The sequence below is a fragment of the Anabaena sp. AL93 genome (assembly GCF_001672085.1).
GTDB lineage: Bacteria > Cyanobacteriota > Cyanobacteriia > Cyanobacteriales > Nostocaceae > Dolichospermum > Dolichospermum heterosporum.
On the sequence record NZ_LJOU01000122.1, the window covers coordinates 1 to 14,476 of the forward strand.

The following is a 14,476-nucleotide window of genomic DNA, read 5'->3' on the forward strand; positions in this document are numbered from 1 at the left end:
AGGTAGGGGAGGTAGGGGAGGTAGGGGAGGTAGATTAGGCTGGAATTAAAATACAAGATTAGTTCAAGATAAAGATTTACATCTTTATATTTTTTTATCAGACAATTGAGAATATTTCGCAATATAGATAAATTAAGATATAATTTACTAACTAAGTAGGTGAACACAATAAAACCAAACTGTGTAAAGAAACGTAAAATCGCTGAAAACTTCTTTACTCTTGCCTCTTGCCTCTTGCCTTGCCATAACAACAATTTTCAACGCCAACCTACTTAGCGAATGTATTTCATTCGGTATCCATCAAATAAGTCATAAATTAGCCGTAACCATTTTAAAAATAACTCCTGTAAATTATAAAATAATGCTGTATTTTTAATTATTGTATATTTTTGAATAGTTTCTGAGATGATTTTTTCAATAGGATTTATTTAAGCAAAAGCAATTTAAAAAATCAGGATTTTATCTAAACATTGACCATTAACTTTCTACTTGAGTAAGTCTAAATGAATAAACTTTTTTGTGCAGATAATTCACGAGAAATCCGAGAAGATATCATTGGTAGTGCTACCAACTACCAAACTTACATTTTAATAGAATGTCCTACCCCTTGGGTTTATGAAGCCTTTGAATCTAAATGGGTACCAGATAACTTACGCAGTTTAGTAGAAAATATAACCCGCGATCAACTACCAATTCGGTTTCTATTAATTGCCAATGATGAATCCCATAGACGACAAGAAACAACCCTATTAATTTATCAACAGCAACAGGGATTAAGTCAAGGATACCGAAAACAAGAATTTAAATTACCAAATATTGAACAAGTCGCCGGAATTGTCAGTAAATGGTTAGCAGGAATGAGTATTGATTATGAAATAGAATCTAGTATTACCAGAGATATCTTAGTATGTACTCATGGAAGCCATGATCAATGTTGTGCTAGATATGGCAATCCTTTTTACTTTTACTCTCAAAATACAATTGCTGATTTACAGTTAAATCACACCAGAATTTGGAAATCGAGTCACTTTGGAGGACATAGATTTGCTCCCACAGCCATAGATTTTCCCCAAGGAAGATATTATGGCATCCTCGATCAAGATACCTTTAAATCAATTCTTACCCACACTGGGGATATACAATGTTTACATAAAGTTTATCGTGGTTGGGGAATATTGCCAAATCCCCTCCAAATCTTGGAAAGAGAACTCATGCTGCGTTTAGGTTGGGATTGGTTTAACTATCAAGTAACAGGTAAAATCATCGAAAAAAGCTTAGATAATCATACAATTATTGGTGAGTTGAGTTTTGAACAACCTCCCGGTACTCTCTACACTTATCACGCCAAACTTATAAAAGATGATGTGAAAACACAAACAGTTAAGGTTTCTTGTCATGCTTCCAAAGAAACAGTATGTTTGAAATATGCTATATCTAATCTTTGGCTGGTAGCGAAGAAAGTGGCAACTTATAGTTAAAATATGGCAGGAGTCAAGAAGAAGCTTAAGTATATACTTAAAAGAAAACTATAGGACTCCTATTTGAGTTATGAACTAGTTTTTTTAACGAACCACAGAGACACAGAGGACACAGAGGTAGGAAAATAAGAGATGTTCACATTTCATTTAGGATTGCTATAGTACAACACGGCATAAATAAACCAACCATTCTAAATCGTTAAAAAGCCTATACTGTCTTCGTTTTGACTTTTGACTTTTGACTTTTGACTTCCGCCCTGGGGTACTAGACTCCTGTATAAAATTAAATTTTATGGAGTAGAAAAATAAAAAAATGTCTAATAACCGTTCTGGAATCTTTATTGGTGGTTTGATGTTGGGAACAGCTATCGGCACTTTAGTCGGTTTATTAGTTGCTCCGCGAACAGGACGTGAAACCCGTAAACTGATTAAAAAATCTGCCAATGCTATCCCCGAATTAGCGGAAGATATTTCTACCAGTGTCCAAATTCAGGCAGATCGTCTTTCTAGTAGCACCCTAGACAACTGGGAAGAAACTGTAGATAGATTGCGGGAAGCGATCGCTGTTGGCATAGATGCTACCCAGCGCGAAAGCCAAAGTTTCCACAAACAAAATACTGTTGATATCAGCAGCACCCCAGACGACACCGATTCCCTGACTGAAAAACTAGAACGTTCAAAAATGCCATAAGTAGGTGAACACAATAAAACCAACCTGTGTAAAGAAACGTAAAATCGCTGAAAACTTCTTTACTTTTGCCCCTTGCCTATTGCCCCTTACCTTGCTATAACGACAATTTTCAACGCCAACCTACTTAACCGTGATTGATCCTTTATTTTGGCTGGGACTATCCATCCTCCTAGTTACTGTCAGTCTAACAACCGTTTTAGTGGCAGCCATCCCCGCTTTGCAGGAATTAGCCCGTGCTGCTCGTAGTGCCGAAAAATTCTTTGACACCCTTTCACGGGAGTTACCGCCTACTCTCAACGCTATCCGCGACACCAGTATAGAAATAACAGACTTAACTGAGGATGTTAGTGAAGGTGTCAAAAGCGCCGGTCAAGTTGTTAAACAATTTGATCAAAGCCTGGATAATGCCAAGAAACAAGCAGAAAGTATGCAAATCGGCACTCGTAGCGTCTTCATTGGCTTTAAAGCCGCGTGGAAAAGTTTCACACGCCAAAAAAATCCCAGGAAAAATACAAAAACACTTGCCAATCCGAAAACCGAATGAGAAACTACCGAAACATACAGCAGAAGTCAGGACTCAGGAGTAAAATTGGCTTTGCAGTTATACTCAAAACGGCTAGAAGCTGGACTTTTTTATCATACAAAGAACAAGGTTCAAAGCCTCTCCAGTATTAAATATTATTCCTTTTCCCTCTCCTCTTAGGAGAGGGTTAGGGAGAGGTGCAAAGGAGAGGTTTACCAGAGGGGTTTCATATTTGGTTAAACTATGAACCGTTTCAATTTGCTGTATCAAATTTAACTATCTGCATATTTAAGTATTGATACCATCAAAAATCAAGCATTTTTATGGAGTTTATTCCAATTTCTTGATCAGATTTTGTTAAGATACCTAAATATTAGAGTAAAGTAAAGAAGTGTAAAGAAATATCACTTTTACATTACGCTTTAAAAAGCACTTGTTACATTATCCTCTTGATTTTATAGTATAAAAACGTTCATGCACCTGTGTTTTTGGCGACGAATTTTAGTATCAATTGCCGTATTTTGCTTTGTTGGCTCAATTTTAGCAATTGATTCCCCATCAGCCCTAGCTTATGAAAATCCCGATTTACTACCCAGCTTTGTAACACCAGTAGTAGATTTAGCAAAAACTCTCCCTGACCCCCAAGAAGAAAAGCTAGTTAAAGAATTAGAACAGTTTGAAACTGACACCGGTTGGAAACTGCGCGTTTTAACTCAGTACGACCGTACCCCAGGTAGAGCAGTGATTAAATATTGGGGTTTAGATGATAAAAGTATTCTTTTGGTAGCAGATGCCCGTGGTGGTAACATCCTCAGCTTTAGTGTGGGTGATGCAGTTTATGAATTCTTACCTCGCACGTTCTGGATTGAACTACAAACCCGCTTTGGTAACTTATATTTTGTTCGTGAAGAAGGAGAAGATCAAGCCATTCTCCAGGCTCTAAATTCAGTTAAAGGTTGTTTACTCAAAGGTGGTTGTAACGTCGTTCCAGGACTACCTAGAGAACAATGGATACTCACCCTTGTTACCTCCGCTGTTGGCGGGATTATTTGTGGTTTTGCTGGCCAACCCCGTGGCGATAAAAAAATAGTTGCTTGGCAATGGGCATTAATTTTCTCACCTTTATGGGGAATGTTATTTATTGCCTTCGGTATTGCTCCAGTTATTACCCGGACAACCGATTGGTTGCCTCTAGTCCGCAATATTTCCGCTTTTGCCATTGGTGCTTTAGTAGCTTATTTATCTCCCATGCTGAATCGGATTTCTCCCGATGCTGAATCCTGAAAAATGACTGGGGAATAGGGATTAGGAAGGGAAATTTGCAATTTTACAGTTCAAACTCCAAAATACTGATAAGCTAAAGGCTAATATATAAGAAGCTAAATAGCAATGGAATGGCACGTAACTGATGCTCAGAGTTTGGCAATTATTGATAATGAAATTGGTGATCATATTTTTTCACCAGCAGAGTATGAAATCGTCCGTCGCGTAGTTTACGCTACAGCCGATCTTGAGTATAAATCCTTGATTCGGTTTTCAGAACAAGCATTACAAGCTGGAGCAGCCGCCTTAGCTACGCGAACTACTATTGTGGTAGATGCGCCAATGGTGCAGGTGGGTATATCCCACGATATTCAAAATACGTTTGCTAATCCAGTGTATTGCAGTATGGAAGCACTAACACGACCCCAAAAGGAAAAAACCCGTGCAGCTTGGGGCATTGAAACTCTGGCTAGGCGTTATCCAGAAGGGATATTTGTAGTTGGTCAAGCACAAACAGCCTTAACTGCACTGGTGGAATTAATTGAAGCGGAAGAAATTAGACCCGCTTTAATAGTTGCTACCCCAGCAGGTTTTATCAATTCAAAAATTGTAAAAGAACGATTACAAGAATCCTTAGTTCCTTATATTACTGTCGAAGGTCGCAAGGGTAACGCTGTCGTAGCTGCTGCTATTGTTGATGGTTTAGTGGATTTGGCTTGGCAAGCCTATGGACAGGATAGAAATGTAGGCGGATGATGTAGGGCAGGGGGTAGGGGGAGTAAGGGGAGTAGGGGGAGTAAGGGGAGTAGGGGGAGTAGGGGGAGTAAGGGGAGTAGGGGGAGTAGGGAGCAATTTTTCTTTTTTCCTTCTTTCTTCTTTCTAACTCCTGACTCCTGACTCCTGACTCCTGATGAAGGGCGCAGGCCCTGCGCCCCTACTTCCTATCTCCCGAACGACGGCGGGGTTTTCTCTCCTGATTTGCACGCAAGCGCACACTAACCTCGTTAAAAAAGTCTCTGCGGACATAGGGGTAATCACTTACCCATAAATCACGACTAGGAATATATATATCGCTGAATTCTTCAATAGTGCTTAAATCAGAACTATTGGACATAACCACCATTTCAGCTATTTGTCCACGAGCAATGACTTTATGAGCGTTACGTAGTGGAGCTTCAAACTCCACAGTAAATCCTGTATCGTCGCCTATTTCTAAGTTAATCCGCTTTTCGCGGTTTTCGATGATGACTAACTCACCTTTACTATTCACGGTTTCCTGTTTACCCATTAACCGATCCGTAATCCACCAGTCTAACACTCGTCCCCGAAAAAAGCCACTGTATTTGTAACGGCGGCATTTTCTATTGCGTATACTTGCTTGGAATATGGGATACCAAAGCCAAAAGAAAGCGCCAAATACCCCAAAGAAGAATATTAATCCAAATTCTAATCTAAACAAGAATTGTATCAGCAGTAGTACAGCTAAGATCACCACAGAAATTAGTATCCGTTGCACAAAACTGCTTACTTTCCCCCAATAGTATTTATATTGTGGTCCAGAGGCAATTAGGGGGATGATTTGTTCAAATTTTTGGCGAGTTAAGGGAACGAGCATATTTTACATTTTGGATTTTGGCTTTTAGATTTTGGATTGGAAAATCACCAGTCGAAAATTGCTAACAGTTAAAGTATTTTTTCTAGCCCATATACTAATGACTTTAGCTGATTAACTTTGCGAATGGCTAATATTACTCCTGGCATATAACAGGCGCGATCGCTGGTATCATGACGTAAGGTATAAATTTGTCCTGCTGCGCCAAAAATTACTTCTTGGTGGGCAATTAGTCCTGGTAAGCGGATACTATGAATTCTAATCCCTTCGTCTGCTAAACTGCCTCTAGCTCCGGGTATTTTCTCCGTTTCTTCCACAATAGCAGTATTAAAAGTTTTGCCCATTTCCGCTAATAGTTGAGCAGTTTGAATGGCTGTACCGCTAGGAGCATCAGCTTTTTGGTTATGATGGAGTTCGATAATTTCTACATGATCAAAATACTGGGAAGCTCTGAGGGCGGCTTCTTGGAGTAGTACCATACCAATGGAAAAGTTAGGAATAACTAAACAACCCGTACTGGCTTTTTCGGCAAAATCAGCTAATTCTTCGAGTTTTGCCGGACTTAAACCCGTAGTTCCCACAACTGGACGAATTCCATAGGCGATCGCACTGCGAATATTGCTATAAACTGCATCAGGATGAGTAAAATCAACTAATACCCCCGGCTGCATCTGTCTCTCCCCAGCCACATACGCCAACATTGGCTCTAATTGATTCGTAATTGGTACTTCCAAGGGTTCACTTAAACCCGCCAATTCCCCCGCATCTTTACCTTGATGTTCAGGAGTTGTGTCAATTGCACCCATTAAAGTCAAATCAGATGCTGCTGCTACCGCTTTAATTACCTCTCGTCCCATTTTACCAGCCGCACCGTTGACAATAACCGGAATAGAAGTTTGATTGCTCATAGATTTAAGAATTATTTTTAATTCAACAAAGAAATTGTCTCACAAGAGATAACCAACGGCACAGAAGCCAATTAATCTTCTTGAGTTTGAGGATTTTCGCTTTGCCAAGCTAGATAATTTAAAAAGCTAAGAACTTCTTGTAATTTATCATCAGGGATGACTTCCAAACGTTGTACTACCTTGTTTCTGAGTTTATTCATCTCTGTAATACTCTGAATAGTTTTTAGTATGGATTAATCTCAGAACGCTTTTTAGAAATGTAGAATATCACACAAAATATCCACAATTAAGGTTTGAGTCTTTAATGATAATGAGCCTAACTCACGCTGAATAAGTGAGGATCGAAGTGTTACCAAATGATCAAGTCTGATGGTTGATGATTTACGAAGACCACTCATAATAAAATCTGGATTTTCTGGTCTGAGAATAATATCTGTATGAAGGGGATTTTCGGGAATACGGCTGGTGATTAGGGCAAAAATAATGTGCTGATATGCTCCAATTGTATTGGTTAGACAATAGGCAGGACGGACTTTACTGGAAGATAAATCGTCAAAGGGAAATTGAATTAAAACGATTTTACCCTTCATAACCTACAGGTTGTCCATCTTTCAGGGTATAAATATCTTCTTCTGGATCATGCAGAAAAGCAAAACTAGGGTTATTTGCAACAGTATCTAACCAAGTTTGTTCATTAAGTTCATCTTCTGGCATTAAAAGAATAACGCGCACAACCCTGTCCTTTGCTTGGGGAATGGGATGATCAAGTTTGATTTGCCCTTGGGTATTTAGGATACCAGTGGTTTCAATCGCACGCATAGCTAAATCTAAGAGGGGTGATTTTATTCTAACATTATTTGGCTCGTTTATTGTCGCATGAGAAATTAGTAACTCGCGGACAATTTGGCGATATTTAGCTACACAAGTATCAAGTAAATATTGCATAAATTCAATTAAAAATATTAAACTGAAAATATGGTTTCATCAGGTGGCAGCAATTCGTTTCGATAGGACTCAAAGGTAATACTATCTGCAAAACCTTGATGTTGCAAAATTAGATTTGACCAAGTTCTAGTTTTGTTTTCTAGAAATGTAACTAATACAGTGCCTTCGTGAATGTCCTTTGGTATTTCAGCAAGTTGGATCTTTCCATCCTTATAAATTCCCTGAACGGTTTTTAGCATGAATTAACCTCTATCAATTGTGCCACAAGAAACCGCTTGTTATTATCCAGGAAAATAAATGTTACTCATAAATCTTACTACGATGAGCGATCAGAATAATATTAACTAAAACTACTTCATCATCAATGGAATAAACAACTCGATAATCTCCAACTCGATAACGATAATAACCTGAATAATTACCTTTTAATGGCTTAATATTAGGATGAAAACTAGGATTTTCTTCAAGTGTTTGAAAACATCTTGCTAGTTTTTTCGCTAAGAGACTTCCAAATAAAAAAATGTCCCAAAACTGATGCAGAAATTCTCTCTCTGTGTACTCTGTGCCTCTGTGGTTCGTTTCTTAGGATAATTTATTTCTTGGAAGTCTCTAAGGTTTTATTGCTTTTAGCAAAAACTTTTTCTGCCTCTAATGATAATTGAACTTTATACGTCATCTCTAATCATCCGCCAATCTTTTACCTTCCCTTCTTGAACTTGTTGTTTTGCTTGTTCAAAAGCAGATTCAAACCCAGAAATTTTTAATAATTCTTCTGTTGCATCTTCATTTTCATCATTAAGTAAATCACGTAAAAATTCAGCAATAACTATTAGTTTTTCTGGAGATAATTTATCAATATTTTGTTTGACTTGATTACGCATTTGAGTTGTATTCATAATCTATATGCCTCATAACTATTCTCATCATATCACTACTTGCTGTAATAATCGTGAATTTCGCTTAACTTGCTGATAATTTAGTAAACTAAACTAAGATTAGAAGTATCAGGACAAAGCAATATTAATTTTTCTGATTCTAGGGAAACTAACGCTTAATTTTGTAGCAAATTGGAGACAGGCATAAATATCTTCTCTTGAGAGGGAAGGATATTCTTCTAAAATTTCTTCAATGGAATCTCCTGCTGCCAAAAACTCCATCACGGTTTGTACAGAAATTCTTGTTCCAGCGATAATGGGTTTTCCATTGCAAATATCTGGATCAACTGTGATAGAATTTTTTATGGGGTTTTCTTCATTTTGATCTAATAATAATGGAGATAATGAAAAAAGTGATTTCATTAATTTTATTTGAAGGAAAACTTTGCAGAAATAATAATTTCAACTTAGTTTGATAACTTTATTATAACTTTAATTGATTTTCTGTTGCAAAAATATTAGGACATAATGGTATTATTTCCCTACGATTGTGTTACGAACTCGCACTAAAGGCTTTGAGCAGAAATATTTTTTATTGATATAAATTTTTTATGCGTTATAGTTTAGCGATAATATTGGATAAAATAAAAAAGAGTTCAATTTCTACCCAATGCTCTGGAATCTCCGACAAAATCCTCACTTTGCCAGAAGGCAGGTGTCCATGTGGCGCATTTGCACCAAAGATGAGTTCGGGGGTAAGTTCAGAGTAGTTTAACCAATTCTTCATTTTTTTCCAGCCTAATTTCTCTAGTAGTTTATCATAGTCATCTTTTTGAGCATCTACGTCAAATTTACCACCTAATTCAAGCCAGATTTTTTTCTGTACAGAAAACCCAAATCTACCCTGAGAGTATTTTAACCACAGTTGGTCAATAATGCGTAATTCCTCTAGGGAAAGATTGTGAAGGCTATCACAATTTAAAGAACCTTCGTTTTCCCTGTTAACGGACTTTAAAATTAGTTGTCTGGTTTCTTCGTCTGCCTCTTCCCATTTCTTGGCAAAAAGTAAATCTGATAGCTTAGTATAATCCATTCCTAAACCAGACTTTAATTCTACCAGTCTTCGGGTGGGTAAAGCGAGGGAAATAGGCAGAAAATCGCTGCTATCAACGCTAATATCTTGAGGATTGTTAGCATATTTAGTTGCGTTCTCAGCAATCTCATCCAATTGATGTTCTAACTTTTTTTTCTCCTCCCTTAAAACCTCTTCTTCCACCCCATGAAACTGCATTGGATTCAAAAGAATCTGGTCAATTTGAGCAATAGTTTTAGATTTTTGTTGAAATATATCAAAAAGTTCTTGCAATGGCCGTTGTTGCCGTTGTAAAGTCATCATATCGATCACTTCATACCCCCTCGGAAAAGACCGTAAATCTTGATAAGGCTTACAAATCACTTGCAAAATACTGGGCGACTGCCGTAGGTAAGCCGGAAAATTGAGGGCATAATTAAGGGCATCTTCAGGGTTTGTCACCAACAAACCATCACCGCCTTTACGATAACATCGCGCTTCAATCTGCACCTGGCTATTTTTTGCCAATTGTGAAAATGTTGATTTTAGCTCAAGATTAGCCTCAATTGAGCCACTACTAGGGACTGCCGAAGTAAAGGAACTTTGCGCGTTGAGGGCGGCATCAACTTTTTCCTTAGTTTCCCTGTTACTAGAAATAATCTTAATCGTACTGATAAACTCACCACCAGGAATAATCCCAGCGATGTATTCATAACCAGCCACCTGATAAAAGTCATCTAGTCCATTTTCTTTAAGAAAATTGCGTATTCTGGGACTTAAATCAACTTCCTCAAGCATTATTGGTGCTTCGCGTACTTTCACATACAACACCGAAAAAGTAGCAAATTCCTCAGTTTTTTCGCTAGATTCCAGAGAAACCTTCGCTTTGAGAGAAGCTTGTCCCGTAAACCAAGAAGCATTCAAACTCGCGCTGGCATCTATACCCAAAACGCTATTTAATTCAGCAGTAGATGTTACCCTTTTGAATGATAACTCAGCGATCGCACCTTTTTTTTCACCTGCAACAACCTTTCGTTCATAAGTAACATATTTGTCGTAAATCTTGCCTGTAAGCGGATTATAGCCGAATCCTTCGATCATTCCCTCGCAATAGTCTCTGGTGATTTGCAGCATTTGATTTTTAATATTTTGTAAGGTTAAAATAGTGCAACATTATGATTACCAATGATCAGCATAACTATGTCCACAGCCTTTTCAAAACTAGGCGTTTCAATATAGCTAGAATTGTGCAAGTGATCAAAATTAGACTGGAAATCAGCGCTAGAAAAAAACGCAATCGGAAATAATTTGCCAAATTTAAAAAATCTGGTAAACCCTAAATACTGGTAATTATACACAAAAACAACGTTTTAGTCCAGCCTATAGCGATCGCCATTCTTGTCTGTTAGCTTAATAATTCGTTGTCTTCCTTAACATAATCTATAGGAATAATGGAATAATGGTGATCTTTATATTACACTGCAATAATTGGCGATCGCACTAATAACTTTGAGCCTGAAAATTATTGGGAATATCCAACTCGAAAACTTGATCATGAATACGAGCCACATAAAGCCCTTCTTGCAGAATTTTCTCGCGTAATTCGTTAGACAAATCAACAGAGGCTAATATGCCATAAAGTCGTTTGTTTTTGTGTTCAGGAAAAAAGTTACGAAACCGTTGTAAAATACTTTTTAATTGAGTAATAGAATCTTCCCTTGCATGACTTTTAACCTCAACAATATAGGCAGTATTTAGCTCACCATTAGCATAAGCAAGAACATCAATTTCCATGTGTTGTCCTCCCTTACTAACTCGCACACTGGGACTGATAACTTCCATCCCAAATTGTTGTCCCAAAATAGTTTCCATTGAAGGCAGGGCAAGACCTTCGGTAAAACTGCCAAATTTTGCACCGAGTCCCCCAATTTGTTTACCTAATTCTTTGAGTTGGCGGTCAGTTGCCTTCTGTTGTTCGGCATTCTCTTTCTGTTGCTGACTAACTTCTTTCAATAGTAGGTCAGTTTCTTTTTGAGCAGTAGCTAATTCTGCTAACAGTTGCCATACATCTTCTGATGTTGCCATAAACACTTTTTTTCCGTAATAATGTTTATTATAATCTGCCAAATTTAAAAAATCTGGTAAACCCTAAATACTGCTAACCACACACAAAAACAACGCTTCAGTCCACTCCACCACAGCCCCATAAGTATCTCCCGTATGTCCACCCAACTTATAATTAAACCAAGCTGCGGTAACAACAGAAATCACACTTCCAGCCAAAACCATCCCCACAGATAAAACTAACTTTTGGGGATAAATTAACCAAACAACAGCACTCAAACCCAGCAATAAAAAGAAGCTTGGTAATAAATCTAAATAAGAACGAATCGCTTGTTTATGAACCGCACCTTTACCAGTCGGTTTCAGATAAGGGTATTGACAAATAGCCATTTGTTGTCCCCAACGTCCCCACCCACAAGCAGCCATTAATACAAAATAATGGTTTTCAGCTATCTCTGTTAAAGCTGTTGTTTTCAAAATAATAATTATAATAGCGGACATTGCCCCAAACGCCCCAGTAGCACTATCCATCATTACCTGCAATCTGCGTTGAGGATCACCCACCGCTAAACCATCGGCTGTATCCATTGCTCCATCTAAATGTAATCCTCCCGTAATTACTATCCACGCACCCACTACCAAAGCATTACGAGTTAGCACGGGGACACCTAAATAATTCATCCCTGTATCTAATCCACCTAAAATCCCCCCAATCATCAACCCAATCACCGGTGCAAAACAAGCAACCTTCTGGAAGTCCAAATTTTGCAGATAGGGTAAGGGAATTGCTGTATAGAAAATCACAGCCGCAACTAAATTTAGCAATTGCTGTTGCCACCAGCGCAAAACATTAGCCATACTTTATATAGAGTTCCATTAGTCAAATACTTCCAGTATTCATGAATATAAATGTTCTCATCATAAATCACTCCCAGACTGACAATCTACCTCAAAAGATGAGACGATCGCCTCCTAAACTTGATATTTTGGAACTATGGGAAATTAACAATCCATCTCATTGATTGTCTGGCTGCGTTGTCACTCACCTTCCATAACCCGCTATTTCTCTATGAGTCATCATCTACCCCACACCAAAATACCAGCCCCGTGCATAGTCAACATGGGCATAGTTGTTAACAAACTCGATATCCGCCAATTGCTGCGTGATTTAGGTAGGGTCCACTACATTTACACCCAAGAAAACAAGCTACTGAGTGAGGGTGACGGAGATGTAATGGAAGTATTCGCTAATTCCCATCGGTCTACCTTAGTCACCAACCATGCACTATATGTGAATGTGGATAGTTTTGATTATCTGGAATTAAAACAATCTCCACAGCAAGAAACCTACTTCGACTTGATTCAAGAGCAAATGTGTTTACGCTTGATTCCTCTTTCCACACCTTTGCAAGCCCGACGCGATCGCCAATTTAACGTTACGGTTATAGAAGCGATGATGGATCAAGTCTTAGCAGCTAGATGGGATGCGGAAATTGATGACGACTGCTGTGATTCTTTTTAAAGGAGTCAGCACTATGGCTAACGCCACGCTACGCTATCGACTTCGCTCAGTGACCGTCAGGAGAAAGAATGAGGTAGAAGTAGGACTTACGCATAATTCATGGAATAACGAACCACAGAGGCACAGAGAACACAGAGAAATGAGGGTTTGAGGGATATTTTGCGTAATTCCTGAGAAGAAAGGAGGTATCACAAAACCTTAACTAAAGAAATCATATCCTCTTTGGGGTCATAGTGGATTGCGGGGTATGACCCTCACAAGACAAAAACCCCCACGAACGCCCTAAGTAACACCAAAAATGTTAAGTTGATGGATAAATTTAGCTAACTAGTATTTTTGCCTTGAGCGCCAATTTTTCCTTTGAAAGTCTCGCTACCTGTAGCCAGACCAAAGCTAGAGCCGGAATATTTTCTACTCCCCACGGAATTGTAGAAACACCCAGGTTTATGCCTGTGGGAACATTAGCTAATGTCAAAACTATCACCCCTGCCCAACTGGGAGCAACAGGAGCGCAGATGGTTTTAGCTAATACCTATCATTTACATCTCCAACCGGGAGAAGCCATTGTGGCTGGTGGTGGTGGATTACATAAATTCATGGGTTGGTCTGGTCCCATGCTCACAGATTCCGGTGGATTTCAGGTTTTCAGTCTGAGCGAAATGCGGAAAATTACTGAAGAAGGTGTAACTTTCCGTTCTCCTCATGATGGGCAAATCATTAAATTAACGCCAGAACGCTCTATTGAAATTCAGAATATTTTAGGGGCGGATGTGATCATGGCTTTTGATGAATGTCCTCCCTATCCTGCCACTCGTCAGGAAGTTGAAGCCGCCACTGACCGAACCTATCGCTGGTTAAAACGCTCTATATCCGCCCATCAACGCCAGGATCAGGCATTGTTTCCCATTGTCCAGGGGGGAGTATATTTAGACTTACGCGCCCGTGCTGCTCAAGAATTGGCGCAGTTGGATATGCCGGGATATGCCATTGGTGGGGTGAGTGTGGGTGAACCAACGGATTTAATGGCGCAAATTGTCCAAACTACAGCGCCGTTGTTACCGGTGAATAAACCCCGCTATTTGATGGGTGTGGGAACTTATCGAGAAATGGCGATCGCCATCGCTTCTGGGGTAGATTTATTTGATTGCGTTATTCCCACCCGCTGGGCTAGACATGGAACGGCTATTGTCTCCGGTGAACGCTGGAACATCAAAAATGCTAAGTTTCGTGAAGATTTTACACCATTGGATACAACTTGCCCTTGTTACACCTGTGAAAATTTCAGTCGGGCTTATTTATCTCATTTAGTGCGATCGCAGGAAATACTAGCTTATACTTTGTTGACTATTCATAACATCACCGAACTGATTCGCTTTACCCAAAAAATTCGCGCCTCTATTTTGAGCGATCGCTTTGTCACAGATTTTGGTCATTGGTTAGAACCATCAGAAATTGAACTAGTAGTCTGTCAACCCGAAAATGACGGGTGAAGGTAAGCAGGGGGGTAGGGGAGGTGGGGGAGG

At 38.9% G+C, this 14,476-nt stretch carries 19 protein-coding genes; 7 read left to right on the forward strand and 12 right to left on the reverse strand.

Features of this window, described 5'->3' with window-relative positions:
* The first annotated feature begins 503 nt into the window (after nucleotides 1–503).
* The 5 genes from AN486_RS23550 (at nucleotide 504) to AN486_RS23570 (ending at nucleotide 4,711) form a co-directional block, all read left to right on the forward strand.
* Complete coding sequence (locus tag AN486_RS23550) at nucleotides 504–1,478, forward strand: sucrase ferredoxin (RefSeq protein WP_290602748.1); 975 nt, start codon at nucleotides 504–506, stop codon at nucleotides 1,476–1,478.
* Between the two features lie 313 nt (nucleotides 1,479–1,791).
* On the forward strand, nucleotides 1,792–2,169 hold the full coding sequence (locus tag AN486_RS23555) for a YtxH domain-containing protein (protein ID WP_290602749.1): 378 nt from the start codon (nucleotides 1,792–1,794) through the stop codon (nucleotides 2,167–2,169).
* A gap of 130 nt (nucleotides 2,170–2,299) precedes the next feature.
* Nucleotides 2,300–2,713 (forward strand): hypothetical protein, encoded by a 414-nt coding sequence (locus tag AN486_RS23560; RefSeq protein ID WP_035082915.1) that lies wholly within the window; start codon nucleotides 2,300–2,302, stop codon nucleotides 2,711–2,713.
* A 453-nt stretch (nucleotides 2,714–3,166) separates the two neighbouring features.
* Nucleotides 3,167–3,976 (forward strand): TPM domain-containing protein, encoded by an 810-nt coding sequence (locus tag AN486_RS23565; protein WP_039204881.1) that lies wholly within the window; start codon nucleotides 3,167–3,169, stop codon nucleotides 3,974–3,976.
* Between the two features lie 105 nt (nucleotides 3,977–4,081).
* A complete protein-coding gene (locus AN486_RS23570) occupies nucleotides 4,082–4,711 on the forward strand; it encodes a precorrin-8X methylmutase (protein WP_290602753.1) in 630 nt (209 codons plus the stop codon).
* 178 nt (nucleotides 4,712–4,889) lie between these two features.
* On the opposite strand, the gene AN486_RS23575 is transcribed toward AN486_RS23570, so the two are convergent.
* The 12 genes from AN486_RS23575 to cobS form a co-directional block, all read right to left on the reverse strand.
* Nucleotides 4,890–5,570: a phosphate ABC transporter permease gene (locus AN486_RS23575; protein ID WP_290602755.1), complete on the reverse strand. Its 681-nt coding sequence runs from the start codon at nucleotides 5,568–5,570 to the stop codon at nucleotides 4,890–4,892.
* A gap of 68 nt (nucleotides 5,571–5,638) precedes the next feature.
* The gene (gene dapB, locus AN486_RS23580; protein WP_290602757.1) at nucleotides 5,639–6,475 is read right to left on the reverse strand and encodes a 4-hydroxy-tetrahydrodipicolinate reductase; all 837 of its coding nucleotides are present in this window, start codon (nucleotides 6,473–6,475) and stop codon (nucleotides 5,639–5,641) included.
* A gap of 71 nt (nucleotides 6,476–6,546) precedes the next feature.
* Complete coding sequence (locus AN486_RS23585; protein ID WP_290602759.1) at nucleotides 6,547–6,675, reverse strand: hypothetical protein; 129 nt, start codon at nucleotides 6,673–6,675, stop codon at nucleotides 6,547–6,549.
* Between the two features lie 51 nt (nucleotides 6,676–6,726).
* Nucleotides 6,727–7,065: a type II toxin-antitoxin system PemK/MazF family toxin gene (locus tag AN486_RS23590; protein ID WP_168635776.1), complete on the reverse strand. Its 339-nt coding sequence runs from the start codon at nucleotides 7,063–7,065 to the stop codon at nucleotides 6,727–6,729.
* Entirely contained in the window at nucleotides 7,055–7,420 is a 366-nt protein-coding gene (locus tag AN486_RS23595; protein ID WP_290602761.1) for a hypothetical protein, read from the reverse strand. The genes AN486_RS23590 and AN486_RS23595 overlap by 11 nt, the downstream gene beginning before the upstream one ends.
* A 17-nt stretch (nucleotides 7,421–7,437) precedes the next feature.
* Nucleotides 7,438–7,659, reverse strand: coding sequence for a hypothetical protein (locus tag AN486_RS23600; RefSeq protein WP_027403257.1), 222 nt, complete (start codon nucleotides 7,657–7,659; stop codon nucleotides 7,438–7,440).
* Between the two features lie 61 nt (nucleotides 7,660–7,720).
* Complete coding sequence (locus AN486_RS23605) at nucleotides 7,721–7,960, reverse strand: type II toxin-antitoxin system RelE/ParE family toxin (protein WP_071992837.1); 240 nt, start codon at nucleotides 7,958–7,960, stop codon at nucleotides 7,721–7,723.
* A gap of 125 nt (nucleotides 7,961–8,085) precedes the next feature.
* Nucleotides 8,086–8,316 (reverse strand): hypothetical protein, encoded by a 231-nt coding sequence (locus tag AN486_RS23610; RefSeq protein ID WP_039200252.1) that lies wholly within the window; start codon nucleotides 8,314–8,316, stop codon nucleotides 8,086–8,088.
* A gap of 108 nt (nucleotides 8,317–8,424) precedes the next feature.
* Nucleotides 8,425–8,718, reverse strand: coding sequence for a DUF433 domain-containing protein (locus tag AN486_RS23615; protein ID WP_290602763.1), 294 nt, complete (start codon nucleotides 8,716–8,718; stop codon nucleotides 8,425–8,427).
* 193 nt (nucleotides 8,719–8,911) lie between these two features.
* Entirely contained in the window at nucleotides 8,912–10,501 is a 1,590-nt protein-coding gene (locus AN486_RS23620) for a GUN4 domain-containing protein (RefSeq protein WP_290602764.1), read from the reverse strand.
* A gap of 366 nt (nucleotides 10,502–10,867) precedes the next feature.
* Nucleotides 10,868–11,452 (reverse strand): DUF3782 domain-containing protein, encoded by a 585-nt coding sequence (locus AN486_RS23625; RefSeq protein ID WP_053540732.1) that lies wholly within the window; start codon nucleotides 11,450–11,452, stop codon nucleotides 10,868–10,870.
* Between the two features lie 63 nt (nucleotides 11,453–11,515).
* Nucleotides 11,516–12,289 carry an adenosylcobinamide-GDP ribazoletransferase gene (cobS, locus tag AN486_RS23630; RefSeq protein ID WP_290602766.1) on the reverse strand — a complete coding sequence of 258 codons (774 nt, stop codon included), beginning with the start codon at nucleotides 12,287–12,289 and terminating at the stop codon, nucleotides 11,516–11,518.
* Between the two features lie 211 nt (nucleotides 12,290–12,500).
* Between cobS and AN486_RS23635 the strand changes: the two genes are divergently transcribed.
* Together AN486_RS23635 and tgt are read left to right on the forward strand one after the other, a co-directional pair.
* Complete coding sequence (locus AN486_RS23635) at nucleotides 12,501–12,953, forward strand: hypothetical protein (RefSeq protein WP_039200255.1); 453 nt, start codon at nucleotides 12,501–12,503, stop codon at nucleotides 12,951–12,953.
* 341 nt (nucleotides 12,954–13,294) lie between these two features.
* Nucleotides 13,295–14,443, forward strand: coding sequence for a tRNA guanosine(34) transglycosylase Tgt (tgt, locus tag AN486_RS23640; protein WP_053540735.1), 1,149 nt, complete (start codon nucleotides 13,295–13,297; stop codon nucleotides 14,441–14,443).
* The last annotated feature ends 33 nt before the right edge of the window (nucleotides 14,444–14,476 follow it).

What these genes read in the sequence shown, in the direction of transcription:
- AN486_RS23555 (WP_290602749.1), top strand. Translation starts at nt 1,792, where the DNA reads ATGTCTAATAACCGTTCTGGAATCTTTATTGGTGGTTTGATGTTGGGA.
- AN486_RS23565 (WP_039204881.1), top strand. Translation starts at nt 3,167, where the DNA reads ATGCACCTGTGTTTTTGGCGACGAATTTTAGTATCAATTGCCGTATTT.
- cobS (WP_290602766.1), bottom strand. Translation starts at nt 12,289, where the DNA reads ATGGCTAATGTTTTGCGCTGGTGGCAACAGCAATTGCTAAATTTAGTT.
- AN486_RS23575 (WP_290602755.1), bottom strand. Translation starts at nt 5,570, where the DNA reads ATGCTCGTTCCCTTAACTCGCCAAAAATTTGAACAAATCATCCCCCTA.
- dapB (WP_290602757.1), bottom strand. Translation starts at nt 6,475, where the DNA reads ATGAGCAATCAAACTTCTATTCCGGTTATTGTCAACGGTGCGGCTGGT.
- AN486_RS23600 (WP_027403257.1), bottom strand. Translation starts at nt 7,659, where the DNA reads ATGCTAAAAACCGTTCAGGGAATTTATAAGGATGGAAAGATCCAACTT.
- AN486_RS23620 (WP_290602764.1), bottom strand. Translation starts at nt 10,501, where the DNA reads ATGCTGCAAATCACCAGAGACTATTGCGAGGGAATGATCGAAGGATTC.
- AN486_RS23615 (WP_290602763.1), bottom strand. Translation starts at nt 8,718, where the DNA reads ATGAAATCACTTTTTTCATTATCTCCATTATTATTAGATCAAAATGAA.
- AN486_RS23585 (WP_290602759.1), bottom strand. Translation starts at nt 6,675, where the DNA reads ATGAATAAACTCAGAAACAAGGTAGTACAACGTTTGGAAGTCATCCCT.
- AN486_RS23595 (WP_290602761.1), bottom strand. Translation starts at nt 7,420, where the DNA reads ATGCAATATTTACTTGATACTTGTGTAGCTAAATATCGCCAAATTGTC.
- AN486_RS23625 (WP_053540732.1), bottom strand. Translation starts at nt 11,452, where the DNA reads ATGGCAACATCAGAAGATGTATGGCAACTGTTAGCAGAATTAGCTACT.
- AN486_RS23570 (WP_290602753.1), top strand. Translation starts at nt 4,082, where the DNA reads ATGGAATGGCACGTAACTGATGCTCAGAGTTTGGCAATTATTGATAAT.
- AN486_RS23635 (WP_039200255.1), top strand. Translation starts at nt 12,501, where the DNA reads ATGAGTCATCATCTACCCCACACCAAAATACCAGCCCCGTGCATAGTC.
- AN486_RS23610 (WP_039200252.1), bottom strand. Translation starts at nt 8,316, where the DNA reads ATGAATACAACTCAAATGCGTAATCAAGTCAAACAAAATATTGATAAA.
- AN486_RS23550 (WP_290602748.1), top strand. Translation starts at nt 504, where the DNA reads ATGAATAAACTTTTTTGTGCAGATAATTCACGAGAAATCCGAGAAGAT.
- AN486_RS23590 (WP_168635776.1), bottom strand. Translation starts at nt 7,065, where the DNA reads ATGAAGGGTAAAATCGTTTTAATTCAATTTCCCTTTGACGATTTATCT.